Annotated in this window: 28 protein-coding genes; 27 read left to right on the plus strand and 1 reads right to left on the minus strand. The window is 41.4% G+C overall.

Going from position 1 to position 25,171, the window contains the following annotated elements; all coding sequences use genetic code 11:
- The first annotated feature begins 31 nt into the window (after nucleotides 1–31).
- The 3 genes from L1266_RS08240 to L1266_RS08250 are packed head-to-tail and all read left to right on the plus strand — an operon-like array spanning nucleotide 32 to nucleotide 2,147.
- Nucleotides 32–328 (plus strand): hypothetical protein, encoded by a 297-nt coding sequence (locus tag L1266_RS08240; RefSeq protein ID WP_235377274.1) that lies wholly within the window; start codon nucleotides 32–34, stop codon nucleotides 326–328.
- Nucleotides 325–1,857, plus strand: a complete 1,533-nt coding sequence (locus L1266_RS08245) for a PepSY-associated TM helix domain-containing protein (protein WP_235377275.1) — start codon at nucleotides 325–327, stop codon at nucleotides 1,855–1,857. Before L1266_RS08240 ends, L1266_RS08245 begins: the two co-directional genes overlap by 4 nt.
- Complete coding sequence (locus L1266_RS08250; RefSeq protein ID WP_235377276.1) at nucleotides 1,851–2,147, plus strand: DUF3325 domain-containing protein; 297 nt, start codon at nucleotides 1,851–1,853, stop codon at nucleotides 2,145–2,147. Before L1266_RS08245 ends, L1266_RS08250 begins: the two co-directional genes overlap by 7 nt.
- Nucleotides 2,148–2,220: 73 nt before the next feature.
- On the opposite strand, the gene L1266_RS08255 is transcribed toward L1266_RS08250, so the two are convergent.
- On the minus strand, nucleotides 2,221–2,874 hold the full coding sequence (locus L1266_RS08255; RefSeq protein WP_235377277.1) for a DUF6058 family natural product biosynthesis protein: 654 nt from the start codon (nucleotides 2,872–2,874) through the stop codon (nucleotides 2,221–2,223).
- Nucleotides 2,875–3,034: 160 nt separating this feature from the next.
- On the opposite strand from L1266_RS08255, the gene dapA reads away from it, so the two are divergent.
- The 24 genes from dapA (at nucleotide 3,035) to L1266_RS08375 (ending at nucleotide 25,163) form a co-directional block, all read left to right on the plus strand.
- Nucleotides 3,035–3,949 (plus strand): 4-hydroxy-tetrahydrodipicolinate synthase, encoded by a 915-nt coding sequence (dapA, locus tag L1266_RS08260; RefSeq protein ID WP_235377278.1) that lies wholly within the window; start codon nucleotides 3,035–3,037, stop codon nucleotides 3,947–3,949.
- A 105-nt stretch (nucleotides 3,950–4,054) separates the two neighbouring features.
- A complete protein-coding gene (locus L1266_RS08265; RefSeq protein WP_199528719.1) occupies nucleotides 4,055–4,765 on the plus strand; it encodes a beta-ketoacyl synthase chain length factor in 711 nt (236 codons plus the stop codon).
- Complete coding sequence (locus L1266_RS08270; RefSeq protein WP_235377279.1) at nucleotides 4,755–5,540, plus strand: lysophospholipid acyltransferase family protein; 786 nt, start codon at nucleotides 4,755–4,757, stop codon at nucleotides 5,538–5,540. Before L1266_RS08265 ends, L1266_RS08270 begins: the two co-directional genes overlap by 11 nt.
- A complete protein-coding gene (locus tag L1266_RS08275) occupies nucleotides 5,537–5,794 on the plus strand; it encodes a phosphopantetheine-binding protein (protein WP_166340783.1) in 258 nt (85 codons plus the stop codon). The genes L1266_RS08270 and L1266_RS08275 overlap by 4 nt, the downstream gene beginning before the upstream one ends.
- Nucleotides 5,795–5,819: 25 nt before the next feature.
- A complete protein-coding gene (locus tag L1266_RS08280) occupies nucleotides 5,820–6,065 on the plus strand; it encodes an acyl carrier protein (RefSeq protein WP_054554554.1) in 246 nt (81 codons plus the stop codon).
- A 119-nt stretch (nucleotides 6,066–6,184) separates the two neighbouring features.
- Complete coding sequence (locus tag L1266_RS08285) at nucleotides 6,185–6,640, plus strand: hypothetical protein (protein ID WP_235377350.1); 456 nt, start codon at nucleotides 6,185–6,187, stop codon at nucleotides 6,638–6,640.
- Nucleotides 6,627–7,985: an AMP-binding protein gene (locus tag L1266_RS08290; RefSeq protein WP_235377280.1), complete on the plus strand. Its 1,359-nt coding sequence runs from the start codon at nucleotides 6,627–6,629 to the stop codon at nucleotides 7,983–7,985. The genes L1266_RS08285 and L1266_RS08290 overlap by 14 nt, the downstream gene beginning before the upstream one ends.
- The gene (locus L1266_RS08295; protein WP_119853021.1) at nucleotides 7,969–8,322 is read left to right on the plus strand and encodes an ApeI family dehydratase; all 354 of its coding nucleotides are present in this window, start codon (nucleotides 7,969–7,971) and stop codon (nucleotides 8,320–8,322) included. Before L1266_RS08290 ends, L1266_RS08295 begins: the two co-directional genes overlap by 17 nt.
- Nucleotides 8,323–8,325: 3 nt before the next feature.
- Entirely contained in the window at nucleotides 8,326–9,063 is a 738-nt protein-coding gene (locus L1266_RS08300) for a glycosyltransferase family 2 protein (RefSeq protein WP_138599437.1), read from the plus strand.
- Nucleotides 9,063–10,031 (plus strand): LpxL/LpxP family acyltransferase, encoded by a 969-nt coding sequence (locus L1266_RS08305; RefSeq protein ID WP_235377281.1) that lies wholly within the window; start codon nucleotides 9,063–9,065, stop codon nucleotides 10,029–10,031. Before L1266_RS08300 ends, L1266_RS08305 begins: the two co-directional genes overlap by 1 nt.
- 1 nt (nucleotide 10,032) lies before the next feature.
- A complete protein-coding gene (locus L1266_RS08310; RefSeq protein WP_235377282.1) occupies nucleotides 10,033–11,577 on the plus strand; it encodes an HAL/PAL/TAL family ammonia-lyase in 1,545 nt (514 codons plus the stop codon).
- A complete protein-coding gene (locus L1266_RS08315) occupies nucleotides 11,570–11,995 on the plus strand; it encodes an acyl-CoA thioesterase (RefSeq protein ID WP_054554548.1) in 426 nt (141 codons plus the stop codon). Before L1266_RS08310 ends, L1266_RS08315 begins: the two co-directional genes overlap by 8 nt.
- The gene (locus L1266_RS08320; protein ID WP_235377283.1) at nucleotides 11,995–12,513 is read left to right on the plus strand and encodes an outer membrane lipoprotein carrier protein LolA; all 519 of its coding nucleotides are present in this window, start codon (nucleotides 11,995–11,997) and stop codon (nucleotides 12,511–12,513) included. Before L1266_RS08315 ends, L1266_RS08320 begins: the two co-directional genes overlap by 1 nt.
- On the plus strand, nucleotides 12,510–14,729 hold the full coding sequence (locus L1266_RS08325; RefSeq protein ID WP_235377284.1) for an MMPL family transporter: 2,220 nt from the start codon (nucleotides 12,510–12,512) through the stop codon (nucleotides 14,727–14,729). The genes L1266_RS08320 and L1266_RS08325 overlap by 4 nt, the downstream gene beginning before the upstream one ends.
- A 3-nt stretch (nucleotides 14,730–14,732) precedes the next feature.
- Complete coding sequence (locus tag L1266_RS08330; protein WP_235377285.1) at nucleotides 14,733–15,974, plus strand: NAD(P)/FAD-dependent oxidoreductase; 1,242 nt, start codon at nucleotides 14,733–14,735, stop codon at nucleotides 15,972–15,974.
- Nucleotides 15,962–16,513, plus strand: coding sequence for a DUF3261 domain-containing protein (locus tag L1266_RS08335; protein ID WP_235377286.1), 552 nt, complete (start codon nucleotides 15,962–15,964; stop codon nucleotides 16,511–16,513). Before L1266_RS08330 ends, L1266_RS08335 begins: the two co-directional genes overlap by 13 nt.
- A gap of 2 nt (nucleotides 16,514–16,515) precedes the next feature.
- On the plus strand, nucleotides 16,516–17,679 hold the full coding sequence (locus tag L1266_RS08340) for a beta-ketoacyl-ACP synthase (RefSeq protein ID WP_235377287.1): 1,164 nt from the start codon (nucleotides 16,516–16,518) through the stop codon (nucleotides 17,677–17,679).
- Nucleotides 17,666–18,121, plus strand: a complete 456-nt coding sequence (locus L1266_RS08345) for a hotdog family protein (protein WP_235377288.1) — start codon at nucleotides 17,666–17,668, stop codon at nucleotides 18,119–18,121. Before L1266_RS08340 ends, L1266_RS08345 begins: the two co-directional genes overlap by 14 nt.
- The gene (fabG, locus tag L1266_RS08350; RefSeq protein WP_235377289.1) at nucleotides 18,118–18,843 is read left to right on the plus strand and encodes a 3-oxoacyl-ACP reductase FabG; all 726 of its coding nucleotides are present in this window, start codon (nucleotides 18,118–18,120) and stop codon (nucleotides 18,841–18,843) included. The genes L1266_RS08345 and fabG overlap by 4 nt, the downstream gene beginning before the upstream one ends.
- Nucleotides 18,843–20,069: a beta-ketoacyl-ACP synthase gene (locus L1266_RS08355; protein ID WP_235377290.1), complete on the plus strand. Its 1,227-nt coding sequence runs from the start codon at nucleotides 18,843–18,845 to the stop codon at nucleotides 20,067–20,069. Before fabG ends, L1266_RS08355 begins: the two co-directional genes overlap by 1 nt.
- Entirely contained in the window at nucleotides 20,066–20,896 is an 831-nt protein-coding gene (locus tag L1266_RS08360) for a MipA/OmpV family protein (protein WP_235377291.1), read from the plus strand. The genes L1266_RS08355 and L1266_RS08360 overlap by 4 nt, the downstream gene beginning before the upstream one ends.
- Nucleotides 20,897–21,328 carry an excinuclease ABC subunit A gene (locus tag L1266_RS08365; RefSeq protein WP_235377292.1) on the plus strand — a complete coding sequence of 144 codons (432 nt, stop codon included), beginning with the start codon at nucleotides 20,897–20,899 and terminating at the stop codon, nucleotides 21,326–21,328.
- Between the two features lie 67 nt (nucleotides 21,329–21,395).
- Nucleotides 21,396–22,697: a DEAD/DEAH box helicase gene (locus L1266_RS08370; protein ID WP_138599447.1), complete on the plus strand. Its 1,302-nt coding sequence runs from the start codon at nucleotides 21,396–21,398 to the stop codon at nucleotides 22,695–22,697.
- A 219-nt stretch (nucleotides 22,698–22,916) separates the two neighbouring features.
- Nucleotides 22,917–25,163, plus strand: a complete 2,247-nt coding sequence (locus L1266_RS08375; protein ID WP_235377293.1) for a carbohydrate binding family 9 domain-containing protein — start codon at nucleotides 22,917–22,919, stop codon at nucleotides 25,161–25,163.
- Nucleotides 25,164–25,171: the final 8 nt, after the last annotated feature.

Below are 25,171 nucleotides of genomic sequence, written 5' to 3' on the forward strand. Positions count from 1 at the left end.
CCTCATTTCATTTATTTTTAAAATACCGTCAATGAAAAAAATATCTGATCACACACTTGCTATACAGGTCATCTTTCGCGTGCTTCTATCGTTAGTTGGAGGCTACTACCTATCTTATTTATTTGCCGTGTTTGTTGCGGATGTTGTACTCGATGGTCGAGTGGATGATATTGCGGCAGGTATGATGCTGAGCTTTATCGTCTATACCATTGCTGTAATTGTTGTTTTTTCTGTAAAAACCTCATTAAAAGCAGCTCTTTTCATTATGCTGTCTTGTGGAACCTTTTTAAGCATAAACTTGTTTTTTCAAGGTGGAGGTAACACATGAAAGGACGATTTAGGCAATCAATGAATTGGTTGCACACTTGGGCAGGCTTCTCATTTGCGTGGTTACTTTATTTTATTTTCGTTACCGGAAGTTTGGGTTATTTTGAAAATGAAATAGATCGCTGGATGAAACCTGAACTTGCAATTACCAATCAAGATATCGCTGATGAAATTGTATTGAACATTGCTGAAAAAGAATTACATCAACATGCCAAAGAAGCATCACAATGGTACATCAGCTACCCAAGTTCACGCGATCCGTATATTGAAATTTCATGGTTACAACTGGCAGATCCTAACTTAAATATTCCAAGGCAATGGCACGAAAAGAATATTGATCCCCTAAATGGTGAAATACGAGAAGTACGAAATACAAGTGGAGGCGAAACATTATATCGCTTGCATTATAATTTGCATTACATGCCGTTAGTCGCAGGCTATATATTAACTAGTGTCGGTACTATGTTGATGTTAATAGCACTTGTTACGGGTGTAATTATTCATAAAAAAATATTTCTAGAGTTTTTCACTTTTAGAAGTAACAAAGGTTTACGTTCTTGGCTTGATATTCACAATGTTTTTAGCGTCTTACCTTTGCCTTTTCATTTGATGATAACTTACAGTGGCTTAGTTTTGTTAATGAGTGTATCTATGGCACCTGTTATTGAAAGTACCTTTGGTGAAGGAAGAGCAAAGCATCGAGAATTTTATGATTTAGCACAACTAGAATTAACTGATACTCAACGTATCGACTTTGCATCTCAATCTTTATCATTAAGCGCTGTTTTAGCGGACGCCAAAACACGTTTTGGAAATAAAAACATTAGCTATTTGGGAATAACAAATAGAGATACAGCGTCACCAACTTATGAAGTTTGGTTTGAAGCAGGCAAGGGGATCGAATATGCCTCACTAGTTACGTACAGTTTAAGTGAAAGGTATGTTGAAATGACCCTTCAGCAAGGAAAAGCAGGCGCTGCTGCAAAAGTATATGATATTCTTGAACATTTGCATGAAGGGTTATTTGCAGGGCCTTATTTACGCTGGTTGTATTTTATTTCCGGCTTATTTGGAGCTGGAATGGTCGCTTCAGGTGCCATTATTTGGTTAAAGAAAAAGCAATCTAAGGATACGTATACCCTTCCTTTACTGTCGCGATTAAATGCAGGTTTTATAGTCGGGTTGCCAGTTGGTGTGGCATGCTATTTTATAAGCAACCGCTTACTCCCAGTGGGCTTTGTTGATCGTGCTGAATGGGAAATGCATAGCTTGTTTATCGCTTTAGCGAGCTGTTTATTATTCAGTCTGTTTTACAAAAGGGCGAGTTTATGGCCAAAACTTTTGTATGTCGCCGCATTCTCTTACATGCTTATTCCGCTAATAAATGCATTAACAACCGATCATAATCTTTTGGTTAGTTTCTTCAATCAAGATTGGCTGATGTTAGGGTTTGATATCTCAATGTTAGTTACAGCAGTATTACTTCTTATATCAGCTATTACTGTGGGTAGAAAGGAGCAGGTATGTTAATTTTGTTAGAGTTTATTTTGGTAACTTTAGGTATTGTTTATTTAAGCTTTACAATCACAAAAAACTATACTCTCGTTTTTTCTAAAAGGCGGCCAAATAGAATTACTCGTTATTTAGTGGCTGCATTTGGTGCGGGGTTTATGCTTGCTGCAATCATTTTTGCTTTATTTATTTGGGGAACCGCACTTGGGTTTGTGTATTGGTTTGCAACCATAACATTTAGCGCTAGCTTGTGTGTGTTAGCGCTAAGTTTTAAACCAAGAGTACTGCGACTTTTCTTATTAATTTAATGATCAATCTTAAATTATACCTAGAGCAGCTGGTCATTAGTTGCTCTATCAACAATCAGTAATTTAAAATTAACTATTTTACAGACAAGTCGTATTTTGCCACTACGTCATCAATATAACGATGGCGTAAGGTGTTTTTACCTTCGTTGCCCGTACCATGACTTATCGCGCGGTTCATTAATTTGAGTGCCTTATGCAAGCTTTGACGTTCATCCATGTTTAAACCTGTTTTATTGCGCATTTCAGTAATATCATCAATCAATAGCTTGGCCACATCTAGCTGTACGGCTTCTTCAACTAAGCCATTTTGTGTGAGCACACCGTATTTACTGCATAAAAACTGTTGCCAAACTTGCTGTAAGTGCTCGTCAATTTCACTGCCAAATAATTCTTCATTGATAGCAAAGCCTTGCTCGGCAAGCTTACTAAGTTGATTCGAATATTGCTGAGCAAAATAATTAAACGCTTGGCAGGATGAGGTTATGTCATGTTTGATAATTAATTGCCCCCAACTAGCGGCGCCACGAGGGTAATAGTCTTGATATTCTTCGCATTGATAAATGCCCGAATACGAACTGCATTCTAATTGACTCTGTAAACAGTAACTCGGTTTTGGAAATAAACTACTTTGTTGCCATGCCGATAGCGTTTCCTCATCAATTGAGAGGGTATGGCACAGCTCTTCGGTAGTATAAAAGTAGGTTGCCAAAAATTTAGAAAGTTGCATTATCAAATACTCACAATAAATACTGTTAATTTATACAGTGTTTGATTTTGGCTTAACTTTGATTTTTTCTCAAGTATTTTTATTTATTGCAGCTCATTACTCGGAAAATGCCTGTGTTTATGATACAACTAGCGCAAATTTTCCAAACATTAAAAAAGTTATGCGCAACCTAGAAACAATTAAACAAGCAAGTTTGATCACCGCTATAAAAACACCGTATTTAACTAATGGTGACATTGATCTTGCATGTTATGACGACCTTGTTGAGGAGCAAATTGCAGCTGGTGTTGATGGCATCATCGTCGGCGGTACCACAGGTGAAGGCCAATTAATGAATTGGGAAGAACACTTGATGCTAATAGCACACAGTGTTAGCAAATTCTCTGATCGTTTATTAATTGTTGGTAATACAGGTAGCAACAACACGCGTGAAGCGATTAAAGCAACCCAGTATGGTTTTGCCACCGGTATGGATGCCGCGTTACAAATCAACCCTTATTACGGGCGCACGTCACTGGCGGGTGTGAAAGAGCACTTTAACCGTTTACTTGATATTGGTCCTGCGTTTATCTACAACGTAGCAGGTCGTACAGGCCAAGATTTAACACCAGATATCATTGAGCCACTCGCTAAGCACGAAAACTTTATCGGTGTAAAAGAGTGCGGTGGCAATGAGCGTATTGCTCATTATGAACAGCAAGGTATTGCTTGTTGGTCTGGTAATGACGATGAAGCACATGATGCACGGCACATTCATAATGCTCACGGTGTTATTTCGGTTACATCTAACATTATTCCGGGCTTGTTCCGTCAGTTAATGGATGAGCAAAATGATGCACTTAATGCAAAACTGCAGCCACTTATGGGCTGGCTATTCTGCGAACCTAACCCAATCGCTATTAATACGGCGCTGATGATGACAGGCGCCGTGAACCCTGTGTTCCGTCTTCCTTATGTGCCACTTACATGTGCGCAGCAAGAAATCGGTTTAGACTACATTAACGAACTTGATATTGCAGATATAGTAGGCGAAAAAGCACAACTTTTAGACGAAAAAGACGTTATTTTACGATAAAGATGAATGGGTGCTTAATTTCACTACAATTAAGCACCATTATTTTACTTTTTTATGCCTTATGGGTAAAATTAGCAATCGTTTGGCGCTAAAAGAATAATATTTGTGAAATTTGTTGTTAATAATTTGTGTGTATGGGTTGCGCCCGAGCAACAAATTGCAGAATTAAGCCATCTTGATCACCCTGACCTTGATTTAAGCTGGGTTGCACCAATGCAGCGCCGCCGTCTAAGCCCGTTTATGAAAATGGCACTTCATACTATGCATCAAGCGCAAGGTGAGCATCAGCAGTTAGCCGTTAATTTTTCATCTCGTCATGGCGACTTACCTAAAACAGCGCAGCTATTGCATTCACTTGTTGAACAAGAACCGCTTTCTCCGACCGCATTTGGTTTGAGTGTACATAATGCTGCAACAGGCTTGTTCTCGATTATTGCAAAAAACAAAGCCCCGATGAATGCCATAGCAGGTGGTCAAGACAGCATTATTTCAGCCATGATTGATGGTTTTGCACGTGTCCAGAGTGGTGTTGAGCAGCAAATTTTGGTTGCCCATGCCGAAAGTGTATTACCTGATGAATACTTACCATTTAGCGATGAGCAACAAATCGCTCATAGTGTGTCGTTCATATTATCCAAAGTTCAGGTAGACAAACCGTATTTTGAATTAACAAAACTTCCTGAATCTGAACACTCTCAAAGTGACTCGTGCTTACCCTTGAGTCTACAGTTAGCAGCTGCTTTAGCAAGCAAAGGATCACAATCGCTGCTGACACATCAACAATCAGCTTGGATGCTACAGTACCATGGTGGCTAATTTATATAAAAAGCTGAACAAAATTTGGCGTGTATTAGCAACTGGTTTTTGCTTTGCTGTTTTTGGGTTTGGCGGTATTTTACTTACCTTGTTGATTTTACCTATTCAACGATTTTTGGAACCTTGTGAATTTAAACGTAAGCAGAAAGCCCGTTTAACTGTTCACTATAGTTTTAAATTCTTTGTTGCTTTAATGCATTACACCGGTGCTATCCATTTTTCTGTGCAAGATAAACAGAAATTTCATGATCTTAAGGGGCAGCTAGTGCTTGCCAATCACCCCTCATTAATTGATGTTGTAGTGCTGATATCTGTGATTAAAAATGCTGACTGCGTGGTCAAAGCACACCTATTTAAAAATCCATTTATGCGCGGTGTAATTAAAGGCACAGGTTATATTAGTAATGAAGACCCGCAAGAGTTACTGAATGATTGTGAAGCATCACTCGCTGCTGGAAATAACCTGATTATCTTTCCTGAAGGCACCCGCACAACCCCAGGTGAACAGTTAAAATTTAAGCGTGGTGCGGCAAATATTGCTGCGCGTTGTAAAGCCCCTATAACCTCAGTGCTGATTAGTATGAAACCCAGCACTTTGACCAAAGGCACACCATGGTATTGCGTTGCCGCAACAAAAGCGCATTTTGAGATGCGCTTTGCCACTGACCGATTTACGTTTAACGATACATTTAATAATGAACAACCCGCTATGCAAGCACGACAATTAACCCGTGATTTGCAACATTACTTTTCAGAGGAACTCAGGCACCTATGACTGAACTAAAGAACCAAATAAAACAATTAATCATTAGCAGCTTAGATCTTGAAGATATTACCGTGGATGATATTGAAAATGACCAACCTTTGTTTGTTGATGGTTTAGGCCTAGATAGCATCGATGCGTTAGAGCTTGGCTTAGCCATTAAAAAAGAGTTTAACGTTAAAATTGACGCAAACTCAGAACAAACAAAAGCCCATTTTGCATCAGTAGATGCACTGGCAGAATTTATTAACCAACACCAATCATAATACAGACTTAGAAGTAGGAATAAGCATGAAAACCGCTGCTGACATTTACAACGTTTTACAGGGCATTTTAGTAGATGAATTTGAGATTGATGCTGATGATATCAGCCTAGATGCGCACCTGTATCAAGACCTAGATCTTGATAGCATTGATGCTGTTGATTTAGTTGTAAAACTACGCGAAATCACTGGCAAGAAAATTGAGCCAGATGCATTTAAACAAGTGCGTACTGTGCAAGATGTTGTAAATGAAGTAGAAAAACTCGTTTCATAAACATTACTATGCTCAAAGCGATAACCACAACACTGCTTTTAGTGTGCTTATCTTTATACCCATTTATTGTGTATTTTGGATTACAGCATATCTCAATAAGGCAAGTGAGCTTGGTACTGATGGTATTGTTAGGTTTAAGGCTTTTGCTGAGCAAAAAGCTGCTCACATCTATGCCATGGATAAAGCCGGCCTCAATATTAGCTATTATCGCTTTAGCTACAACGCAGTTTTTTAACAATGATCTGGGCCTAAAACTGTACCCGGTCATTATAAATACAGTAATGGCCATAACCTTTGCTTATTCACTGAAAAGTGGCCCAACAGTCATTGAGAGTTTTGCTCGAATTAAAGAGCCTGAGCTTGATGAGAAAGGGGTTAATTACACGCGCCAAGTTACTAAAGTATGGTGCGCTTTTTTTATTATTAATGGCAGTATTGCGTTATACACTAGCCTATTTACTTCGTTACAGACATGGACACTGTACAACGGACTAGTAGCTTATATTTTGATAGCTCTCTTGGGCCTTGTGGAATGGTTTGTTAGACAAAAGGTTAAAAATAATGGTATCGAGTAACCTGAAATTTCACCCAGATGCTGCATTTGTTATTGCAGGGCAGCCAATAACACACACACAGTTTTTTGCTGATATTGCCGCTTATCAAAGTAAGCTTACGGCGCTTAAAGCTGGCAGTCATGTGGTGTTATTCCACCCCGATACCTACCAATTTGCAGTGCGCTTATTTGCCTTAGCCTGTAGTGGTCATAATGTTATTCTTCCGCCTAATGGTCAGCACGAAACCTTAAGTTTATTGCTTGCTCAGTCTGCTTTTTTTGCAGGCGATGCGACCAATATCGATGATGATGTGCTATTTACCAACCTTGAACACAGTCTGGGTCACACGCCTTTGCAAACTAACCGTTTACAATGGCCAACAAACACAGCGGTTATATTTTATACGTCAGGCTCATCAGGACAATCTAAACCAATAGTAAAACCGTGGCGGGTATTAAATCGAGAGCTTGCAGTATTATCAATGTCATTTGACTTACCCAGCCAATTTACGTTTTTAGCAACTGTTTCGCATCAGCATATTTACGGTTTATTGTTTCGCTTACTTTGGCCGTTGGCGAAAGGCCATATAATTGATAGTGAACAAATTCAGTACCCTGAGCATATTGCGCAAAGGCTAAAAAATATTCGTTATGCAGCGCTCGTTTCAAGCCCTGCGCAACTTGGTCGCTTATGTGCTGATAATGTGTTAATTCCTGAGCGTGACAAAATTAAATGGTTATTTTCCTCTGGCGGACCGCTCAATAATGAGCATGCCGAAACTTTATTTAACCAGTTAGCTCGCCCTGCTACCCAAGTATTTGGTAGTACCGAAACTGGCGGTATTGCTTATCGACAAGTTACACAAGCCGCGGTTGATGTACCATGGCAGCCGTTTAATGGTAATTTTTTATGGCTGAATCATGAAGGACGCTTGATGCTAGACTCTGCGATTTTAGAGCAATCGAATTTTCCTTTAGATGATAGAGCACTCGTTCATAAAAATGGTCAATTTAAACTGTTGGGCCGTATAGACAGAACGATAAAAATTGAAGAAAAACGTTTAAATCTTGATGAGCTTGAGAGTTATCTGCAAAGCCATGACTGGGTAAAAGAAGCAAAAGTGGTGGTTATTCCAGCTAAGCGCGTGCAAATTGGTGCGGTGGTTGTACTCAGTGATGAGGCTACTAAAGAGCTTGAACAGCAGGGTAAACTGGCAGTTAACCGCGCTTTACAAGCGTACCTCTCAAACCGCTTTGAACGTATTTGCTTACCACGCAAATGGCGCTATATCGATGCACTTCCTTTTAACAGCCAAGCTAAATTAAGTTTAAAAACATTGGAGCAGTATTTTGCCAAGCCTGAATAACGTGACCCCAGAGGTGGCCGTTTTATCACAAACAGAAACTAGCGTGAGTTTAGCGTTAACCATTGCGGCTGATTTAGATTATTTTCGCGGCCACTTTCCTGATGCTCCAATTTTAGCAGGCGTAGTACAGCTGGATTGGGCAGTAAAATATGCTCAGCAATATTTGGGTTTTGGCAAACTAGTACAAGATTTAGAAGTGTTAAAGTTTCAGGTGGTAACAACCCCCGATATGACGGTAAATCTCACCCTTGAGCGCAATGCAAAAGGCAAGTGCCTGTTTAGCTATCACTCAGACAAAGGCCAACATGCATCCGGTCGAATAGTATTTTGTGATTAAGCCATGAACCAGTTTTGTATTGTTATTCCTAATTACAATCACACCCATGCTATTGCTGCTGTACTCGATGAGCTAAAAGAGCTACAGCTGCCGATAATCATGGTTGATGATGGCAGTGACGCTGATGCCAAGCAAGTATTTGCAGAGCTTGACGCACAGTACGATTTTTTGACCTTGATAAGCCATGCTCAAAATCAAGGTAAGGGTGGGGCAGTTCAAACTGGCTTGCTGGCTGCCTATCAGCAAGGGTTTAGCCATGCCATTCAGGTTGATGCTGACGGCCAGCATTCGTTAGCAGATATTAGTAAGTTGATTGAACTAAGTAATGCATCACCTAACAAGGTGATCAGTGGTTGTCCTATTTATGATAGCTCCGTGCCAAAGCATCGTTATTTGAGTCGTTACATCACCCATTTTTGGGTTTGGGTAGAAACGCTCAGCTTTGATATTGTTGATTCAATGTGTGGTTTTCGGGTTTATCCCTTAGCAGCCGTTGAACAATTAATGGCTAAGCAAGCGCTTGGCAAGCGCATGGACTTTGATATTGAAATTTTAGTCAGGCTTTATTGGCAAGGTGTTAAAGTCACGTTTTTGCCAACTCAGGTTATTTACCCTGAAAATGGTGTATCTCATTTTCGTGCCTTACACGATAACGTGGGAATTTCGTGGCTGCATACGCGTTTATTCTTTGGCATGTTGCTACGCTCTCCCAAGCTACTTTGGCGTAAGGTGGCTGGCTAATGGCTGTAAAGCACTGGTCAAAAATGCAAGAACGTGGCAATCGCTTTGGCATGCAAATATTGCTCGTGTGCTATCGCGTATTTGGTCGTAAAGGCCTGTGGTTGGTGTTGTTTCCGGTGGTGTTTTATTTGTTTTTAACAGACAAAACTGCCCGCCAAGCGTCACATGCATTCTTAACCCAAGCGCGTAAAGTGAATGGCAATAACAAAGCGGTTACTTGGCGCGATAGCTTCCGTCATTTTCGCTGCTTTGCTGACAGCGCCTTTGACAAAATAGATGCATGGCTTGGACGAATTCAGCAACATAATATTCTTTACACCAACGAAGCGCTGTTTAAACAACTCGATGAGCAACAGCAAGGGGCTATTTTTATTGGCTCACACCTTGGCAATTTAGAGGTGTGTAGAGCACTTAGCCAACACCGAAACAGTAAAACGATCAATGTATTGGTGTTTACGCATCATGCTGTTGAATTTAATAAATTACTGAAAAGTATCAATCCGGATGTTGCAGTAAACCTCATTCAAGTAACCGATCTTGGCCCAGATATGGCAATTATGCTCAAAGAAAAAGTCGAGCAGGGTGAAATTGTGGTGATTGTCGGTGATAGAACCAGCACCACCACCGCAGGAAGAGTTATTGAAGCGGACTTTTTAGGTAAGCCAGCCCCTTTTTCACAAGGGCCATTTATTTTAGCTGCGCTGTTAGATTGCCCGGTGTTTCATCTGTTTTGTTTAAAAGATAAAAAGCCAAATGGCGAGACATGTTACCGCGTGATTTTTGAAAAATACGCCGACAAGCTCGTTTTACCGCGTAAAACGAGGCAACAAACATTACAACAAATTGTTAGCGATTATGCGCAAAGGCTCAGTTTTTACGCTGCGGCCTATCCGTATCAATGGTTTAATTTTTATGATTTTTGGCAAAATGACGAGCAAGTGTCTCGTAGTCAAAACAAGGAGAACTAAGGTGTCAGAGCACTCGACTACCGTATTTGGCCAACAGCGTTTATCAATCGAAGATATTGTTCATATTGCATTAGAGCAAGGTGCTGTAGCGTTAACATCAGATCGTCAATTTGCGAATAAAATAGACAGCGCCGTCGCGTTTTTAGATAAGTTGCTTGAAGATGATGGCGTGATATATGGTGTTACCACAGGTTATGGCGACTCGGTAACCGTAAAAGTGCCGCTTGATTTAGTTAATGAGTTACCACTGCATCTTACTCGATTTCATGGTTGTGGCCTTGGTGATGTGTTTAATCAAGTCCAAGGGCGTGCTATTTTAGCGAGCCGTTTAAGTTCGCTTTCACAAGGTTATTCCGGCGTTAGCTGGGAGATGTTGAATTTATTACGTGACTTTTTAAATCACAATATCGTACCGGTGATCCCGCAAGAAGGCTCAGTGGGAGCCAGTGGTGATTTAACGCCGCTTTCTTATGTAGCCGGTGCTATGGTTGGCGAGCGCGATGTGTATTACAAAGGCGAAATTAAAAACAGTCTAGAGGTGATGCAAGAACTTGGCTTAAAGCCATTAAAGCTGCGCCCGAAAGAAGGGCTGGCAGTCATGAATGGCACGGCCGTCATGACAGCTTTGGCATGTCTTGCTTATGATAGAGCTGATTATCTAGCTAAATTGACCAGCCGTATAACAGCCCTTGCAAGCCTTGCATTAAAAGGTAACAGTCATCACTTTGATGATATTTTGTTTTCGGTGAAGCCACATCCAGGGCAGCAGCAAGTAGCTGCATGGATCCGTGGAGACTTAAACCATGTAGAACACCCGCGTAATGCTGACCGCTTACAAGATAGATATTCAATTCGCTGTGCTCCACATGTTATTGGTGTGCTGCAAGATAGTTTGCCGTGGTTTAGGCAAATGATTGAAAATGAACTAAATTCGGCAAATGATAATCCAATTATCGATGGTGAAGGTGAGCACGTATTGCATGGTGGTCACTTCTATGGCGGTCATATTGCAATGGTTATGGATAGCATGAAAACCGCTGTTGCTAATTTAGCCGACTTAGCAGACAGACAAATCGCATCCTTAGTTGATACGCGCTATAACAATGGTTTGCCTTCTAATTTATCGGCGAGTAATGATGAACGTCGTTACATTAACCATGGTTTTAAAGCGGTCCAAATTGGTGCCAGTGCATACACGGCTGAAGCATTAAAACTAACCATGCCAGCAAGTGTGTTTTCTCGTTCAACCGAGTGTCACAACCAAGATAAAGTGAGCATGGGAACCATCGCTGCGCGAGATTGTTTGCGTATATTGCAACTTACCGAGCAAGTGGTTGCTAGTACCTTGCTCGCGAGTATTCAAGGTTTGCGTTTACGTATTAATAGCGGTGAGCTTGAATTTGCCAGTTTAACCAGTGATGTACAAAGTATGTATCAAGACATTAGCGAGTTTTTTCCGCTGCTTGATGAAGACCGTCCTCTAGAGGCTATTCTTCGCTTTACGGTAGACGCTATCCAAACAAAACGTTGGAGTTTATATGCATAGTCGTGGCTCGTTGCTGAGTACTCATGTTGAGATTGAAATTCCTTTTCATGATTGCGATCCAATGAATGTGGTATGGCATGGTAATTACCCGCGTTATTTAGAAGTCGCGCGCTGCGAATTACTGCGTTTGTTTGATTATGATTATGTGCAAATGCAAGAGTCTGGCTATGCGTGGCCGATTATTGACATGCATATTAAGTACGTCGGCTCAGCATTGTTCACACAAAAAATCCGCGTTGATGCCTACTTAAAAGAATATGAAACACGATTACGTATTGATTACGTAATCACTGATTGCGCTACAGGTAAAAAGTTAACCAAAGCAACGACTATCCAAGTTGCGGTTGATATAGAGAAAAAAGAAATGCAGTTTGTTTCGCCGCCTGTGCTACATGAAAAACTTCAAAAGGTGATTTAATGCGATTAAGCGTGTTGTTACTGAGTGTGCTCGTTTTTTTTCCTGTGTTTGCATCAAGCGCGGTGACAGAGCAAGGCACATTTAGCCAAGAGAAGCATTTTAAAGGATTTAGTAAACCTTTTATTTCAACAGGTTCGTTTGAACTTGCTGAAGATGGCCTCACTTGGCAGGTTGAATCTCCGGTTAAAAGCACGCTATTAATCAAGCAAGGGCAAGTATATACCCTTAATGATCAAGGTGAGCCGCAGCTACAAAAAGGCGCGGAGCCATACGTAAATTTACTGCAAGCGATTTTAAAGCATGATGAAGTTGCACTTGCTGAGCAATTTACGATGGCAGAGCATGCAGAGCCCGGTTGTCAGACTTTATTACCTAAAGATGACTTGCTAAAGCAGCTATTTAGTCAGTTCGAATTATGTGTAGCAGCAGAGCAAGTGAGCCGTGTGCGTCTTCAAGAAGCAAATGGCAACTTTACTGTATTACGCTTTGCTTATCCTCATAAAGAGCAAAAACAGTGAAAGCATGGGGCCTAACGCTCGCTTGGCTGAGCCTATTAGTTAGCGCCTTAGTGGTTGTTTTTATTCTAAAACAGCCTACGTTGAATAATGATATTTTGGCTCTGTTGCCAAAGTCAGAACCGCGTTTACAGCAAGTCGAAGAACACTTTTTTGCGGCTAATAAACAGCAGTTGAGCTTTTCTTTTCGTGGTGAGAATGCAGTAAAAGCTTATGATGATTTACATCAGTGGCTTTCTAGCAAACATATTGAGCCTCGTTTTAAGTTACCAGAAATATCCCAGTTGGCAGCATTTTACGGTCAGTACGCAGGGCATTTAGTTTCCGAGGAATATAAGCAAGCGATTGGCGATGCTAATCGCTTTCAACAGTATTACTTTAGCCAATTGAGTAAAGTCGCTGATCCTTTTGTTTCAAGTACTATCAACCAAGACCCTACACTTGCCACAGCGGGGTTCTTATCTGAGGCTATGGCATACATGCAGCAATTTGAGCTGCAAGATGGCCGAATTAACATTAACTATCAAGGTGATGAGTATTTAATGTTATTCGTGCAAAGTGCTGACAATGCCTTTTCAATAAATCAATCAATAGCTTTAAGCAATGAGATAGTTGGCTATATCGCTGAGCTTGAAAGCCGCTATCCCGATACACAAATTCGCTATGCCGGTGCTTTATTTCATACCGCAGCAAATGCGCAGCAAGCCAAATTTGAAATGACCTTGTTTGGTTCGGTGAGCTTGCTGGCGCTTATTGTGATGGTGGTGTGGGTGTTTCGCTCGATCAATGCATTGTGGCTGGCCTCTGTAACCGTGATAAGCGCCGCTATTGGCGGCACCATCGCGCTGACCAGTATTTTTAGTCAAGTGCATGTATTAACCATGGTGTTTGCCGTGACACTGATTGGTATTGCTATCGATTATGCATTTCATGGCATGCTTGATTTAACCGAGCAGCCACAAGGTTTTAGTAAAGGGCTCAAACTGGCGCTGGTGTTGTCGTTACTAACCACCACACTCGGTTACGCGAGTTTGTTTTTCTCACCGGTGCAGTTACTCAGTCAAGTGGGCGTGTTCGTTGTTGCAGGGCTAGTTACAGCTTGGCTTTGCACCCGTATTTTATTGCCTTATTGGCAAGCTGGTTTAACCATTAACACTGCTGCGCATCGATTAGCAAACATGTTAAGTGGTTATTTAAAACGATTAACGCATTATCGCGTCGCACTCAGTATGCTGATGCTAGTGTTATTGAGTGCTTTTGCTTTACTAAAGCCCCCTGTGATTAATGATGATGTAAAGCTGTTAAATGCAAGTCCTGCTGATTTAATGCAAAACGAAGCGCTGCATATGTCTTTATTAGGTAAAGATAATGGCCAAATCATGATTTTATTTGCCGATAATGCGCAGCAGTTATTAGTACAACAAGAAGCATTAAAAGCAACTATTCTCGGCCTTAATGGCACTGCTGTAATGCTTAGTGACTTAGTGCCTAGTAAACAATTACAACAGCAAAACTACGAGCAACTGCATTTGGCCCAGCAAGCGATGAGTGTGGTTAGCCAAATGACAGAGACGCCCGTTGAGCTTTCAACATCAATGCTTGATTTAAACGCGGCACTTAATTCACCGTTAGCGCCGTTAATCGCTAACCAAGTGATCTCAAACAATACACTAACCGCAAGCTGGTTTATGGTAACCGGTGTAAATAAATCCGAGCTGATGGATTTAGCCAACGCTGACCCAGATTTAATTGTTTACGATAAAGTCGCGATGATAAGCGAAGGTTTAAGTCATTACTCAAATTCGTTACTGGTAACACTGGCCATTGCGATGACCTTTGCGTTACTACTCTTTAGCGTCAAATTTGGTTTTAAAACGGCGTGTAAACAAACGTTAGTGCTTGTACTAACAACCGTGGCTGTACTGCTACTCTGCAGTGCGCTGCAATCTCAGCTGTCGATTTTTAATTTATTAGGCTGTTTATTGATATTAGCGTTGGCAATCGATTACTTGGTGTTTTATCAAGTCAATAATTTAAGCCCGAGCAATGTACTCGCAATTAGTTTGTCAGCGGCATCATCGATGTGGGTATTTGGCATGTTGGCCGTTTCGAAAACGCCGGCCATTTTCAGTTTCGGATTAACGGTATTAGTGGGGCTAATATGTATCTATATATTTGCGCCGCTCAGTATTGCATTACCTAAAAATAAGGAAAAATAATAGGTGAATAATCAAGTTCAACAGGCTGATGTTGTTATTATTGGTGCGGGTCCTTCAGGTGCCGTGGCTGCCAGTTTACTGGTGAAAAAAGGTTGGCATGTGGTGGTGTTAGAGCAGCAAACCTTTCCGCGTTTTTCGATTGGTGAAAGTTTATTACCCCAGTGCATGAGCTTTTTAGCAGAAGCAGGCCTTGAACAACCGGTGCAAACACAGGCACAATCATGTGGATTTCAGTTTAAAAATGGTGCGGCGTTTCAGCGTCGTGGCGACCACACAACAATCGATTTTACCGAGAAATTTAGCGACGGCCCTGGCACGACTTTTCAGGTAAAACGCGCTGACTTTGATAAATGCTTAGCCGATGGTGCCATGCTGCAAGGGGCTGAAATACGTTACCAACATAGCGTGTTAGCGTTCACCGATTGTGAGGATGGCGCTTTACTTGACGTTACGGATGAAAACCAGCAGCGCTATCAAATTAAAGGGCGCTTTGTGCTTGATGCCAGTGGTTTTGGTAGGGTATTACCTCGCTTACTTGATTTAGAGTCAGCATCAAATTTCCCTGTACGTTGGGCTTTTTTCAGCCATTTTAAAGATAATATTAGCGATCCCCTGTTTGACCGCGAAAAAATCTTAATTAATGTTCATCCAGAGCATAAAGATATTTGGTATTGGCTGATCCCATTTAGTGATGGTACGGCAAGCATTGGTGTGGTCGGTAAACCAGAGCAACTTAATGATAAACAACCACTCGCTGGTTTAAATGAATTTATTGAACAAGATAGCTATTTAAGTGAGTTATTAGCCAATCGTGAAGCAATTGGTGAAGCGCGCGCTATCAAAGGCTATTCGGCTAATGTGTCGAGCTTGTATGGTGAGCATTTTGCACTACTTGGTAATGCTGGTGAGTTTTTAGATCCGGTGTTTTCATCTGGGGTGACGATTGCATTAAAATCAGCTTCATTGGTTGCTCCTTTAGTTGATAGCTACTTACGTGGTGAGCAAGTTGATTTCAAAAACGATTACAGTGAACCTTTGCAACAAGGGGTTAATTGCTTTAGAACCTACGTCAGTGCTTGGTATGATGGCTCATTTCAGGACGTGATTTTTTTCAGTGAGAAAAACCAACAAGTGCGCGAGATGATCAGTGCTATTCTTGCTGGTTATGCATGGGATTTACGAAACCCATTTGTAAAACAAAGCAACAAACGCTTAAATACGTTGGTTGAATTATGTCGCGATTAACACGCTCTTTGCTTTTAACCTTGAGCATATTAGTGGCAAGTTGTGCCAGTGAATTTGCAGTAAAAAAGGGTGTTGATTTAGCGCCAAATGCAGGGATTTATTTGCTTGATCCACCGCCATCATTAGTTGCCGATAATTGGCAGCAAGTACTTGAAGTACACCATGGCGATGAGCAGCATACATTACTAGCGCAGCTGAGTTTAAACAGTGAAACGGGTATTAACTTGGCTGTTATGACGGCTCAAGGTATGCCGATATTTCAGTTAGAAAAAGCGCCACAAGGGCCGATTAAAAGCGAAAAAATGCTCCCTATCAACGCGGTTGATCCTCGCTATATTCTTGCTGATATCATGCTAGTACACTGGCCGGTTACTGTGCTTAACTCGCAACTGTATGGTTTGAGCTTGGTTGAACAAGGCTCAACGCGACGCTTATATCAAGGTGAACAGTTAATTAGTGAAATTCGCTATTTAGACGGTGCAACAGAACTTGTAAACTTTCAGCGAGATTACAAAATTAAATTTCAAAGGGTTAATTGATTATGCCATTTTGGCTTAACGACTTAGGTATTGTTAGTGCATTGGGGGTTGGTCATCAACAAACAATGCAAAGTATCAGCTTGCAACCTAAACAAACACTCACAGAGGTGACGTCGCTTGCATTTGAGCAGCGCCCAACGTTTGTGGGTTTGGTTAATGAACTGCCATTAACCGCATCAATGCGGTTTTATCAGCTAATCGATTTAGCGCTGGCGCAAATTACTGACACATTGACAGGCATAAACATTCCGAGTAGCCGTATTGCTGTGGTTATTGGTACCAGTACTGCTGCAATTCAAGAAGGTGAAAGAGGCCGAATTGCCCATGCAGCGAAGGGAAAGTGGCCAGAGGAATTTGATTATTACGACCAAGCACTCGTTGCACCCGCCAATTATATTGCCAAAAAACTCGCTGCGAAGGGGCCAAGTTACAGCATTTCAACTGCGTGTAGTTCAAGTGCCAAGGCGCTTATTAGTGCGCGCGCCTTACTCAGTGTCGATTTAGCCGATGTAGTAATTTGTGGTGGGGTAGATAGCTTGTGCCAACTTACTATCAATGGCTTTGATTCGTTATCTTCTATTAGCGATGAAATTTGTAAGCCGTTTAGTGGCGACAGAGCTGGTATCAATATTGGTGAAGCCGCAGCGTTATTTATTATGAGTAAAGAGCAGCACACAAAACAAAGTATTGCCTTTTTAGGTGGTGGTGAAAGCTCTGACGCTCACCATATTTCAGCACCGATTGCAGACGGTTCTGGTGCAATCGCAGCTATGACAATGGCATTGCAAGACGCGAATTTAACACCTTCAGATATCGACTACATTAATGCCCATGGAACAGCCACACCGCAAAATGATGCCATGGAATCTCTGGCAATCAATGAGGTATTTGGCAAAAATACTAAAGTGAGCTCTTCTAAACATTTGACCGGCCACACCTTAGGTGCTGCAGGTGCCTTAGAAGCGGGCTTATGTTGGCTCTATTTGGCCTATCCGGAATTCAATCAATTAGTATGTAATCAGGTGAAGAAAGACGACTCTTTGGCTGAAATTGGTTTAATAACACAACCAGAAACGGCAGAAATTAACACTTGTTTATCAAATTCGTTTGCCTTTGGAGGCAATAATGTCAGTGTAGTACTAGGACATCTAAATGAATCACTATAAAATTGAGCAAGTCGTACCTCATAGCGAACCAATGATATTGCTCAATCGCCTATCTAATTACAGCGAAGAGTCAGGTTGCTGTGAAGTGGATATTAGTTCACAAAGCCCGTTTTATGACGAGAGCTTAAATGGGGTTGCCAGTTATATTGGCTGTGAATATATGGCGCAAACTATCGCAGCTTACGCGGGTGCGCTGGCAAAAGATAAAGGAAATGAAGTACAAATTGGTTTTTTAATTGGCACGCGCAAATATAAAACCTATGCACCGGTATTCAAAAACGAGCAAACGCTTAAAATCTCGGTGACAAAATTATATCAAGAAGAATCAGGGTTAAGTGTATTTGAGTGTCAAATACACAGCGATGAAACATGCTTAGCAGAAGCAAAAATCAATGTGTTTCAACCACAAGACCCCATGCAGTTTATAAGAGAAAATCAATGACAAAACGTATTTTAGTCACCGGCTCAAGCCGTGGTATTGGCAAAGCAATCGCACTTAGATTAGCTAACGATGGCTTTGATATTGCTGTTCATTGTCGCAGTGGTGTGGCTGAAGCAGAGCAAACCTGTGCAGAAATTAGTGCGCTTGGTCGTCATGCAAGCCTATTGCAATTTGATGTTTGCGATAGAGAGCGTGCGAAACAACAAATTGAAGCTGATATTGCCGAGCACGGAGCGTATTATGGGGTGATCTGTAATGCTGGTATCACGAATGATATGGCGTTCCCTGCGATGCAAGGTGATGATTGGGATAAAGTGATCCGCACGGGCCTTGACGGTTTTTACAATGTGGTTCATCCAACGGTGATGCCAATGGTGCAAGGTCGTAAAGGTGGCCGGATTGTCACTATGGCGTCAGTGTCAGGGATTGCCGGTAATCGCGGGCAAGTTAACTACAGTGCCGCTAAAGCGGGCATTATTGGTGCAACTAAAGCGCTTTCGCTTGAGCTTGCAAAACGTAAGATCACCGTTAACTGCGTGGCGCCTGGGTTAATCGAAACCGAAATGACAGACGATTTACCGGTTGATGAAATGCTAAAAATGATCCCATTAAAACGTATGGGGTCTGTTAGTGAAGTCGCGGGTACTGTGTCGTTTTTATGTTCAGATGACGCTGCGTATATCACCCGCCAAGTTATTTCTGTGAATGGCGGTATGGTGTAATGAAGCGTGTTGTTGTTACAGGCATGTCTGCCATCACTGCATTAGGTGATACCTGGGACGAATTTAAAACCGCTTTGCAAAAAGGTGAAAATGCCGTTCAGTACATGACTGACTGGGATGTGGCGCCAGAACTAAACACTCGACTAGCGGCACCTGTTACTCATTTTACTAAACCAAGTCATTATAAGCGTAAACAAGTTCGCTCAATGGGGCGTGTTGCTATGATGTCGACCCGTACTACAGAGCTTGCTTTAGAAGAAGCTGGGCTATTAGAGCACCCAAGCCTAACCGATGGCTCTACAGGCATTGCTTTTGGCTCGTCAACGGGGTCAACACCACCATTATTGGCTTTTGCAAAAATGATGGAAACCGGCGAAATGACGGGCGTAACGGCCACCAGTTACATCCAGATGATGGCGCATACAGCGCCTGTGAATGTGGGTGTCTTTTTTGGTTTAAAAGGTCGCGTGATCACCACCAGCTCTGCCTGTACATCGGGCTCGCAAGGTATTGGTTATGCTTACGAAGCGATAAAGTATGGCCGTCAAAAAGCCATGGTGGCTGGTGGCGCAGAAGAGTTATGCATCACAGAAGCCGCGGTATTTGACACCTTGTACGCGACCAGCACAAAAAATGATGCTGCGAAAAGCACGCCACGACCATTTGATCAAAATCGTGATGGTCTGGTTATTGGTGAAGGTGCAGGCACACTCATTTTAGAAGAGTATGAGCATGCCCTTGCCCGTGGAGCGACCATTTATGCGGAGCTAGTTGGTTTTGGTTGTAACTCAGATGGTCAACATGTTACGCAACCTACCGCAGAAACAATGCAAGTGGCTATCGAAATGGCCCTTCATGATGCACAGCTTACTGCCGACCAAATTGGCTATGTGAATGCCCATGGTACGTCAACAGATCGAGGTGATATTGCGGAGTCTCTAGCGACTTTCAATGCCCTTGGCAAGAAACCTATTAGTTCATTAAAAAGCTATTTAGGTCATACCTTAGGTGCGTGTGGCGCCATTGAAGCATGGGCGAGTATTAATATGATGAATGATGGTTGGTTTGCACCTACTATTAATTTAACAGATGTCGATGCTGAGTGTGCTGACCTAGATTATATCAAGGGCAATGGCCGTGAAATGCAAACAGATTACATTATGAGTAATAACTTTGCGTTTGGTGGTATCAATACCTCGTTAATTTTTAAAAAGTGGCAAGCATGATCAAGCGCTGCATCATAAGTATTTTATTTATTCTAGCTTTAAATGCTTATGCTGCAGAAGATAGTGTAGAAAAGGGCACTGCAAAAATGGAGCTCGGTGCAGGCCTTTTTTATGCAGATATCCCGCATTATTTAGGTTCAGATGAAAGTGAGCAATACCTATTGCCTGTGCCTTATTTTCGTTATCAAAGCGATAAAATGGCCATAGACCGTAATAGCTTCACCGGCTTTTTGTGGCAGCAAGAAAATCTCCATTTAGATTTATCTGCAAGCGTAGGTCTTGCAGTTGACAGTGAAGACAACAAAGCCCGAGAAGGTATGGATGATCTAGATTGGGTGTTTGAATTAGGACCTTCACTTAATTACTACCTAATAGGTGAACTAAACGCTAAACAGCATTTGTATTTAAGCCTGTTTGCGCGCAAAGCCATTGCGACAGATTTCTCTGGTATTGATGATATTGGCTGGCGTTATGGGCCAAGTGTGTATTATCGAGTGCCGATCATCGAAAAAGCGGATTCACAATTTTCATTAGCGTTTCGTGGCAATATCAACTTTGCTAGCGATAAATACCTTGATTACTACTATGGAGTGAGTGACTTACATAGCAATGAAACTCGCCAAGCATACTCAAGTCGTTCAGGTTTTTCTGGTGCTGATGTATCAATTGGGGTACATTTTGACACAGCAAAGTATTGGTTAGGTGGTTTTGTTAAATACCACCACCTTGCTAACAGTCAACAAGATGCAAGCCCACTCGTGAAGCAAGATTATAATGTTTCGGTTGGTTTTGGTGTTGCATGGAAATTTTATAGAAGGAATTTTTAAATGAAGTTATTGACCCTTGCATGTGTTTTAGTAGCTTGTTTGTTTTCAGCAAACAGTTTTGCACGTGATGATTTACAAACGCTACCTGTACAAGCATTACTTGAAACCACCAAAGCGAAACAAGCATTGTTAGATATTCCGCTGTATTTTGCTGATCAAAGTCATAACACGATTAAAAAAACTTATGGTGAAGTGATCACCAACAAGAAAACCAATGCATTTAATAAAACTGACCGAGAGGCGTGTGAATGGGTAATGCTCAGTGCTTTAAAAGCATTACAAGAGCGTGCTGTTCGTGAAGGCATGAATGCAGTTGTAAATATTCAATCGTATTACAAGAAGCGTGAGTTTGTTAGCCAAACAGAATATCAATGTGGTGCGGGTACGTTTATCGCTGGTGTGGCATTAAAAGGCACTTTAGTTAAGTTATAACTAACTAAAGTCATTTTTTTTCTGTATAATTTGCGACCCTTGATATGATGGCCGCAGGTTATACAGCATGAATTTTAAATCATTTAGTTTTTCTTCTGAGCTTTTACAGGCATTAGAAGAGCTTAATTTCGAAACGCTTACTCCCGTTCAACGTAGTGCAATTCCTGCAGTAAGAAAAGGCAAAGACGTACTTGTTAGTGCGCAAACCGGCACGGGTAAAACCGCTGCATTTGCTTTACCACTTATCCAAAAATTATCAGAATCAGCTGTTAGCGAAAATAATGCACCAAGTGCACTAGTGCTTGCACCTACTCGCGAGTTAGCAGAGCAAATTGCTAATAACTTTAAAGCGTTTGCAAAATACACCGAATTAAAAACAGTGTGCTTGTTTGGTGGTATTAATCTAGCGGGTCAAGCTAACGATTTGAAAGCAGGTGTTGACATCGTAGTTGCAACGCCAGGGCGCTTACTTGATCATATTCGTTTAGGTAACATCAGCTTAGCTAATGTTAAGCATTTAGTGCTTGATGAAGCTGACCGTATGCTAGACATGGGCTTTATCAGCGATATGCAAACGGTTATTAATGGCTGTGATGAAGCGCGTCAAATCTTATTGTTCTCTGCCACTTTCCCGGCGGCAATTAAACAATTTGCGAGTAAAGTACTAAAGCAGCCCGAAATTATTCGTGTTGATCAAACAAACAGTACTGCAGAAACAGTGCAACATGTTGTGTATCCTGTAGAAGAGCGCCGTAAGCAAGAGCTTTTATCTGAATTGATAGGAAAGAAAAACTGGCAGCAAGTACTTGTTTTCGTAAACATGAAAGAAACTGCCGATGAGCTTGTAAAGGAGCTTAACCTTGACGGTATTCCAGCTGTTGTTTGTCATGGTGATAAAACCCAAGGTAACCGCCGCCGCGCTTTACGCGAATTTAAAGAAGGTAAAGTTCGCGTATTAGTCGCAACCGAAGTGGCTGCCCGTGGTATTGATATTGAAGGGTTACCACGTGTGATTAACATCGACTTACCTTGGCTTGCAGAAGACTACGTGCATCGTATCGGCCGTACAGGTCGTGCTGGTAAGCCGGGCCAAGCTATTTCGTTTGTGAGCCGTGAGGAAGAAAACACTTTATTCGATATCGAAAAGCTAATTGGACAGCGCATCAAGCGTGTTGTTTTACCAGGTTATGAAGTAAGCAGCCGTGAAGTACTGATTGATAAAATAGGTAAAAAGCCGTCGCATTTACGCCGTAGCCGTACAAATAAGGCTTCAGGTCAGGCAACGGGGGAAGCGCGTGCGAAGAATCGTTCACGTATCGCAAATGTTCGCAAATCTTTGAAAGGCAATAAATTAAGCCTTAAAAAGTAATGAATTTCGATAACAAACGATAAGAGCTTCTATAAAAAGCCCCATTGCTGTTTGGCAATGGGGCTTTTTTGGCTCTGCTAATCGTACAAATGGAGTATTTTGTTAATTTTTATACAGTTAAATGCAAAATTAGATTAACAAATGTACCTTGATGAATTACAATCGCTTTGAAATCAGTCAAGTAGCGTTTCTAACGCGTTAGTGTCTAAATGGATGTTTATGCAGTACATAAAAAGAATAATAAATAAAATAATCGCCCCTACTTTTTTACTCAGTGTTGCTAGTGTGCCTTTTTCTGCTAATGCATTTGATAAGGCTGAGTTCTCCCTTGCCCATATTAAAGAGTCTATTAGCGCTGATGGTGTGATGGATGAGCCACACTGGCAATACGCCACTAAAGTGCCATTAAAATATCAGAACGAACCAACCGAAAAAGGCACACCGCTCGTGCAAACCGATGCTTACATGTACGAAGATGGCAAGTACTTGTATGTGGGTTTTATTGCAAAAGATAATGATCCTTCGCAAATTCGTGCCGCTCTTCGAGATCGCGACACACTTTGGCAAGACGACAATGTTGCCTTGATGATTGATACTTTTAATGATGAACGAACTGGCTATGAGTTTTATGTAAATCCATTGGGTGCGCAAGGTGATATGCGCATGACAGATATTGATGATTGGGTGGAAGACCCATCATGGGATGCTATTTGGGATAGCGCAGGGCAAATAACAGAGGACGGCTATGTTGTTGAAATGCGTATTCCATTCACTGCACTTCGCTTTCCAAAAGACCAGGCCGAATTAACGTGGAGTTTTGCAGTATGGCGAAATTACCCGCGTGATGTGTATTATCAAATGTCCAACGTTGGTTTTGACCGAGATGTAAAATGTAGCTTTTGTCAGTTTGATAAACTCACAGGTTTTGCCAACATGACAGAAAGCCAAAATATTCAGCTTACACCCACTTTAACTGCGCTTCGTCATGATAGCAAAGACACAGTGCCGGGTGATTGGCAGAATGGCGATATTGATACTGAAGCAGGCTTAGACTTACGTTGGGGTGTGACGCAAGATGCGGTTATTAATGCCACCATTAACCCTGACTTTTCGCAAGTCGAGGCAGATTCACTTGAACTTGATGTAAATACTACTTACTCAATTTATTATGCTGAAAAGCGTCCATTCTTTTTAGATGGTGCGTCTTATTTTAATACCAGCCAACTAGAGCTTTTATATACGCGAATGATTGCTGAACCTGATGTAGGTTTAAAATTAACAGGTAAAACCGGCGCGCACAGCTATGGCTTTATGTACGCTGATGATCAGAATACCAGTGTTTTACTTCCGACAAATCAAGGATCGGGCTTTGCTAATCTGGCAGATAAAACGCAAGCAGTAGCGGGGCGTTATCAATTTGATATTGGCCAAAAAGGCACAATTGGTGTGATGAGCACTCACCGTGAAAATGATGATTACCATAATACCGTGTTATCTTTAGATGGCAGCTACTGGTTTAACCAATCAGATAGTTTGCAGTATCAAGTTGCAAGCACAGATACCACTAATTCAGAATTTTTAGTTGATTATTATGGCGTTGATAAGAATCAATCCGATCAAGCTTATGCTATTGAATTTACTAGAACTAAGCGTGATTACGAAGTCTACGCTAATTACGAAAATATAGGTAAAGAATACCGCTCTGATTTAGGCTACCAAGCTAAAGTTGATTACGAACAAGTACAATTAGGTGGTGGGCAAACTTGGTATCGTGATGCTGATGATGCAATCACAGAGTACAGCTACAATGTTGAGTGGGATAAAACGTGGGCACAAAATGGCGACTTACTCGAAGAAGAATACGATGGCTTTATTACTTTTAAAGGTAAGATGCAGTCGCAAACAGAAATTGGCTTTATTCATCGTAATGAGTTTTATGCCGGCGAGTTCTTTAATCAAAATATAGGCTATATCTACGGTGGTTTTAGACCTATTCGTGATGTGCGATTCTTATTGTATGCTCAATATGGCAGCAAAATTGATTACAGTAATGCAGCTTTAGGTACCATGGTTCGTATTGAACCTGAGATGACATGGGATATTAACGATCATTGGCAGGTTCAACTAGAGCACAGTTACAGCTATCTAGATAACGAACAAAATGATCGTGTTTATACTGCAAATTTAACTGATTTACGTGTTTATTATAAATTTAATATGCGCTCAATGCTAAAACTCGTTTTGCAGTTTGAAGATGTCGATCGAAACAACGAAGCTTATCGATTTGATGTCAGTCAAACTAACCGCGATTATGGCAGTCAGCTGGTGTATTCATACAAAATTAACTCTCAGACGCTGTTTTACTTAGGTTATTCAGACAAAGGATATCAAGACGACTCTTTGAAAAGTCTTGAGCGTGACGAGCGTACCTTCTTCACTAAACTAAGCTATGCATGGCAGCTCTAAGTAATTAT

The organism is Pseudoalteromonas sp. Cn5-37 (assembly GCF_021532495.1).
GTDB lineage: Bacteria > Pseudomonadota > Gammaproteobacteria > Enterobacterales > Alteromonadaceae > Pseudoalteromonas > Pseudoalteromonas simplex.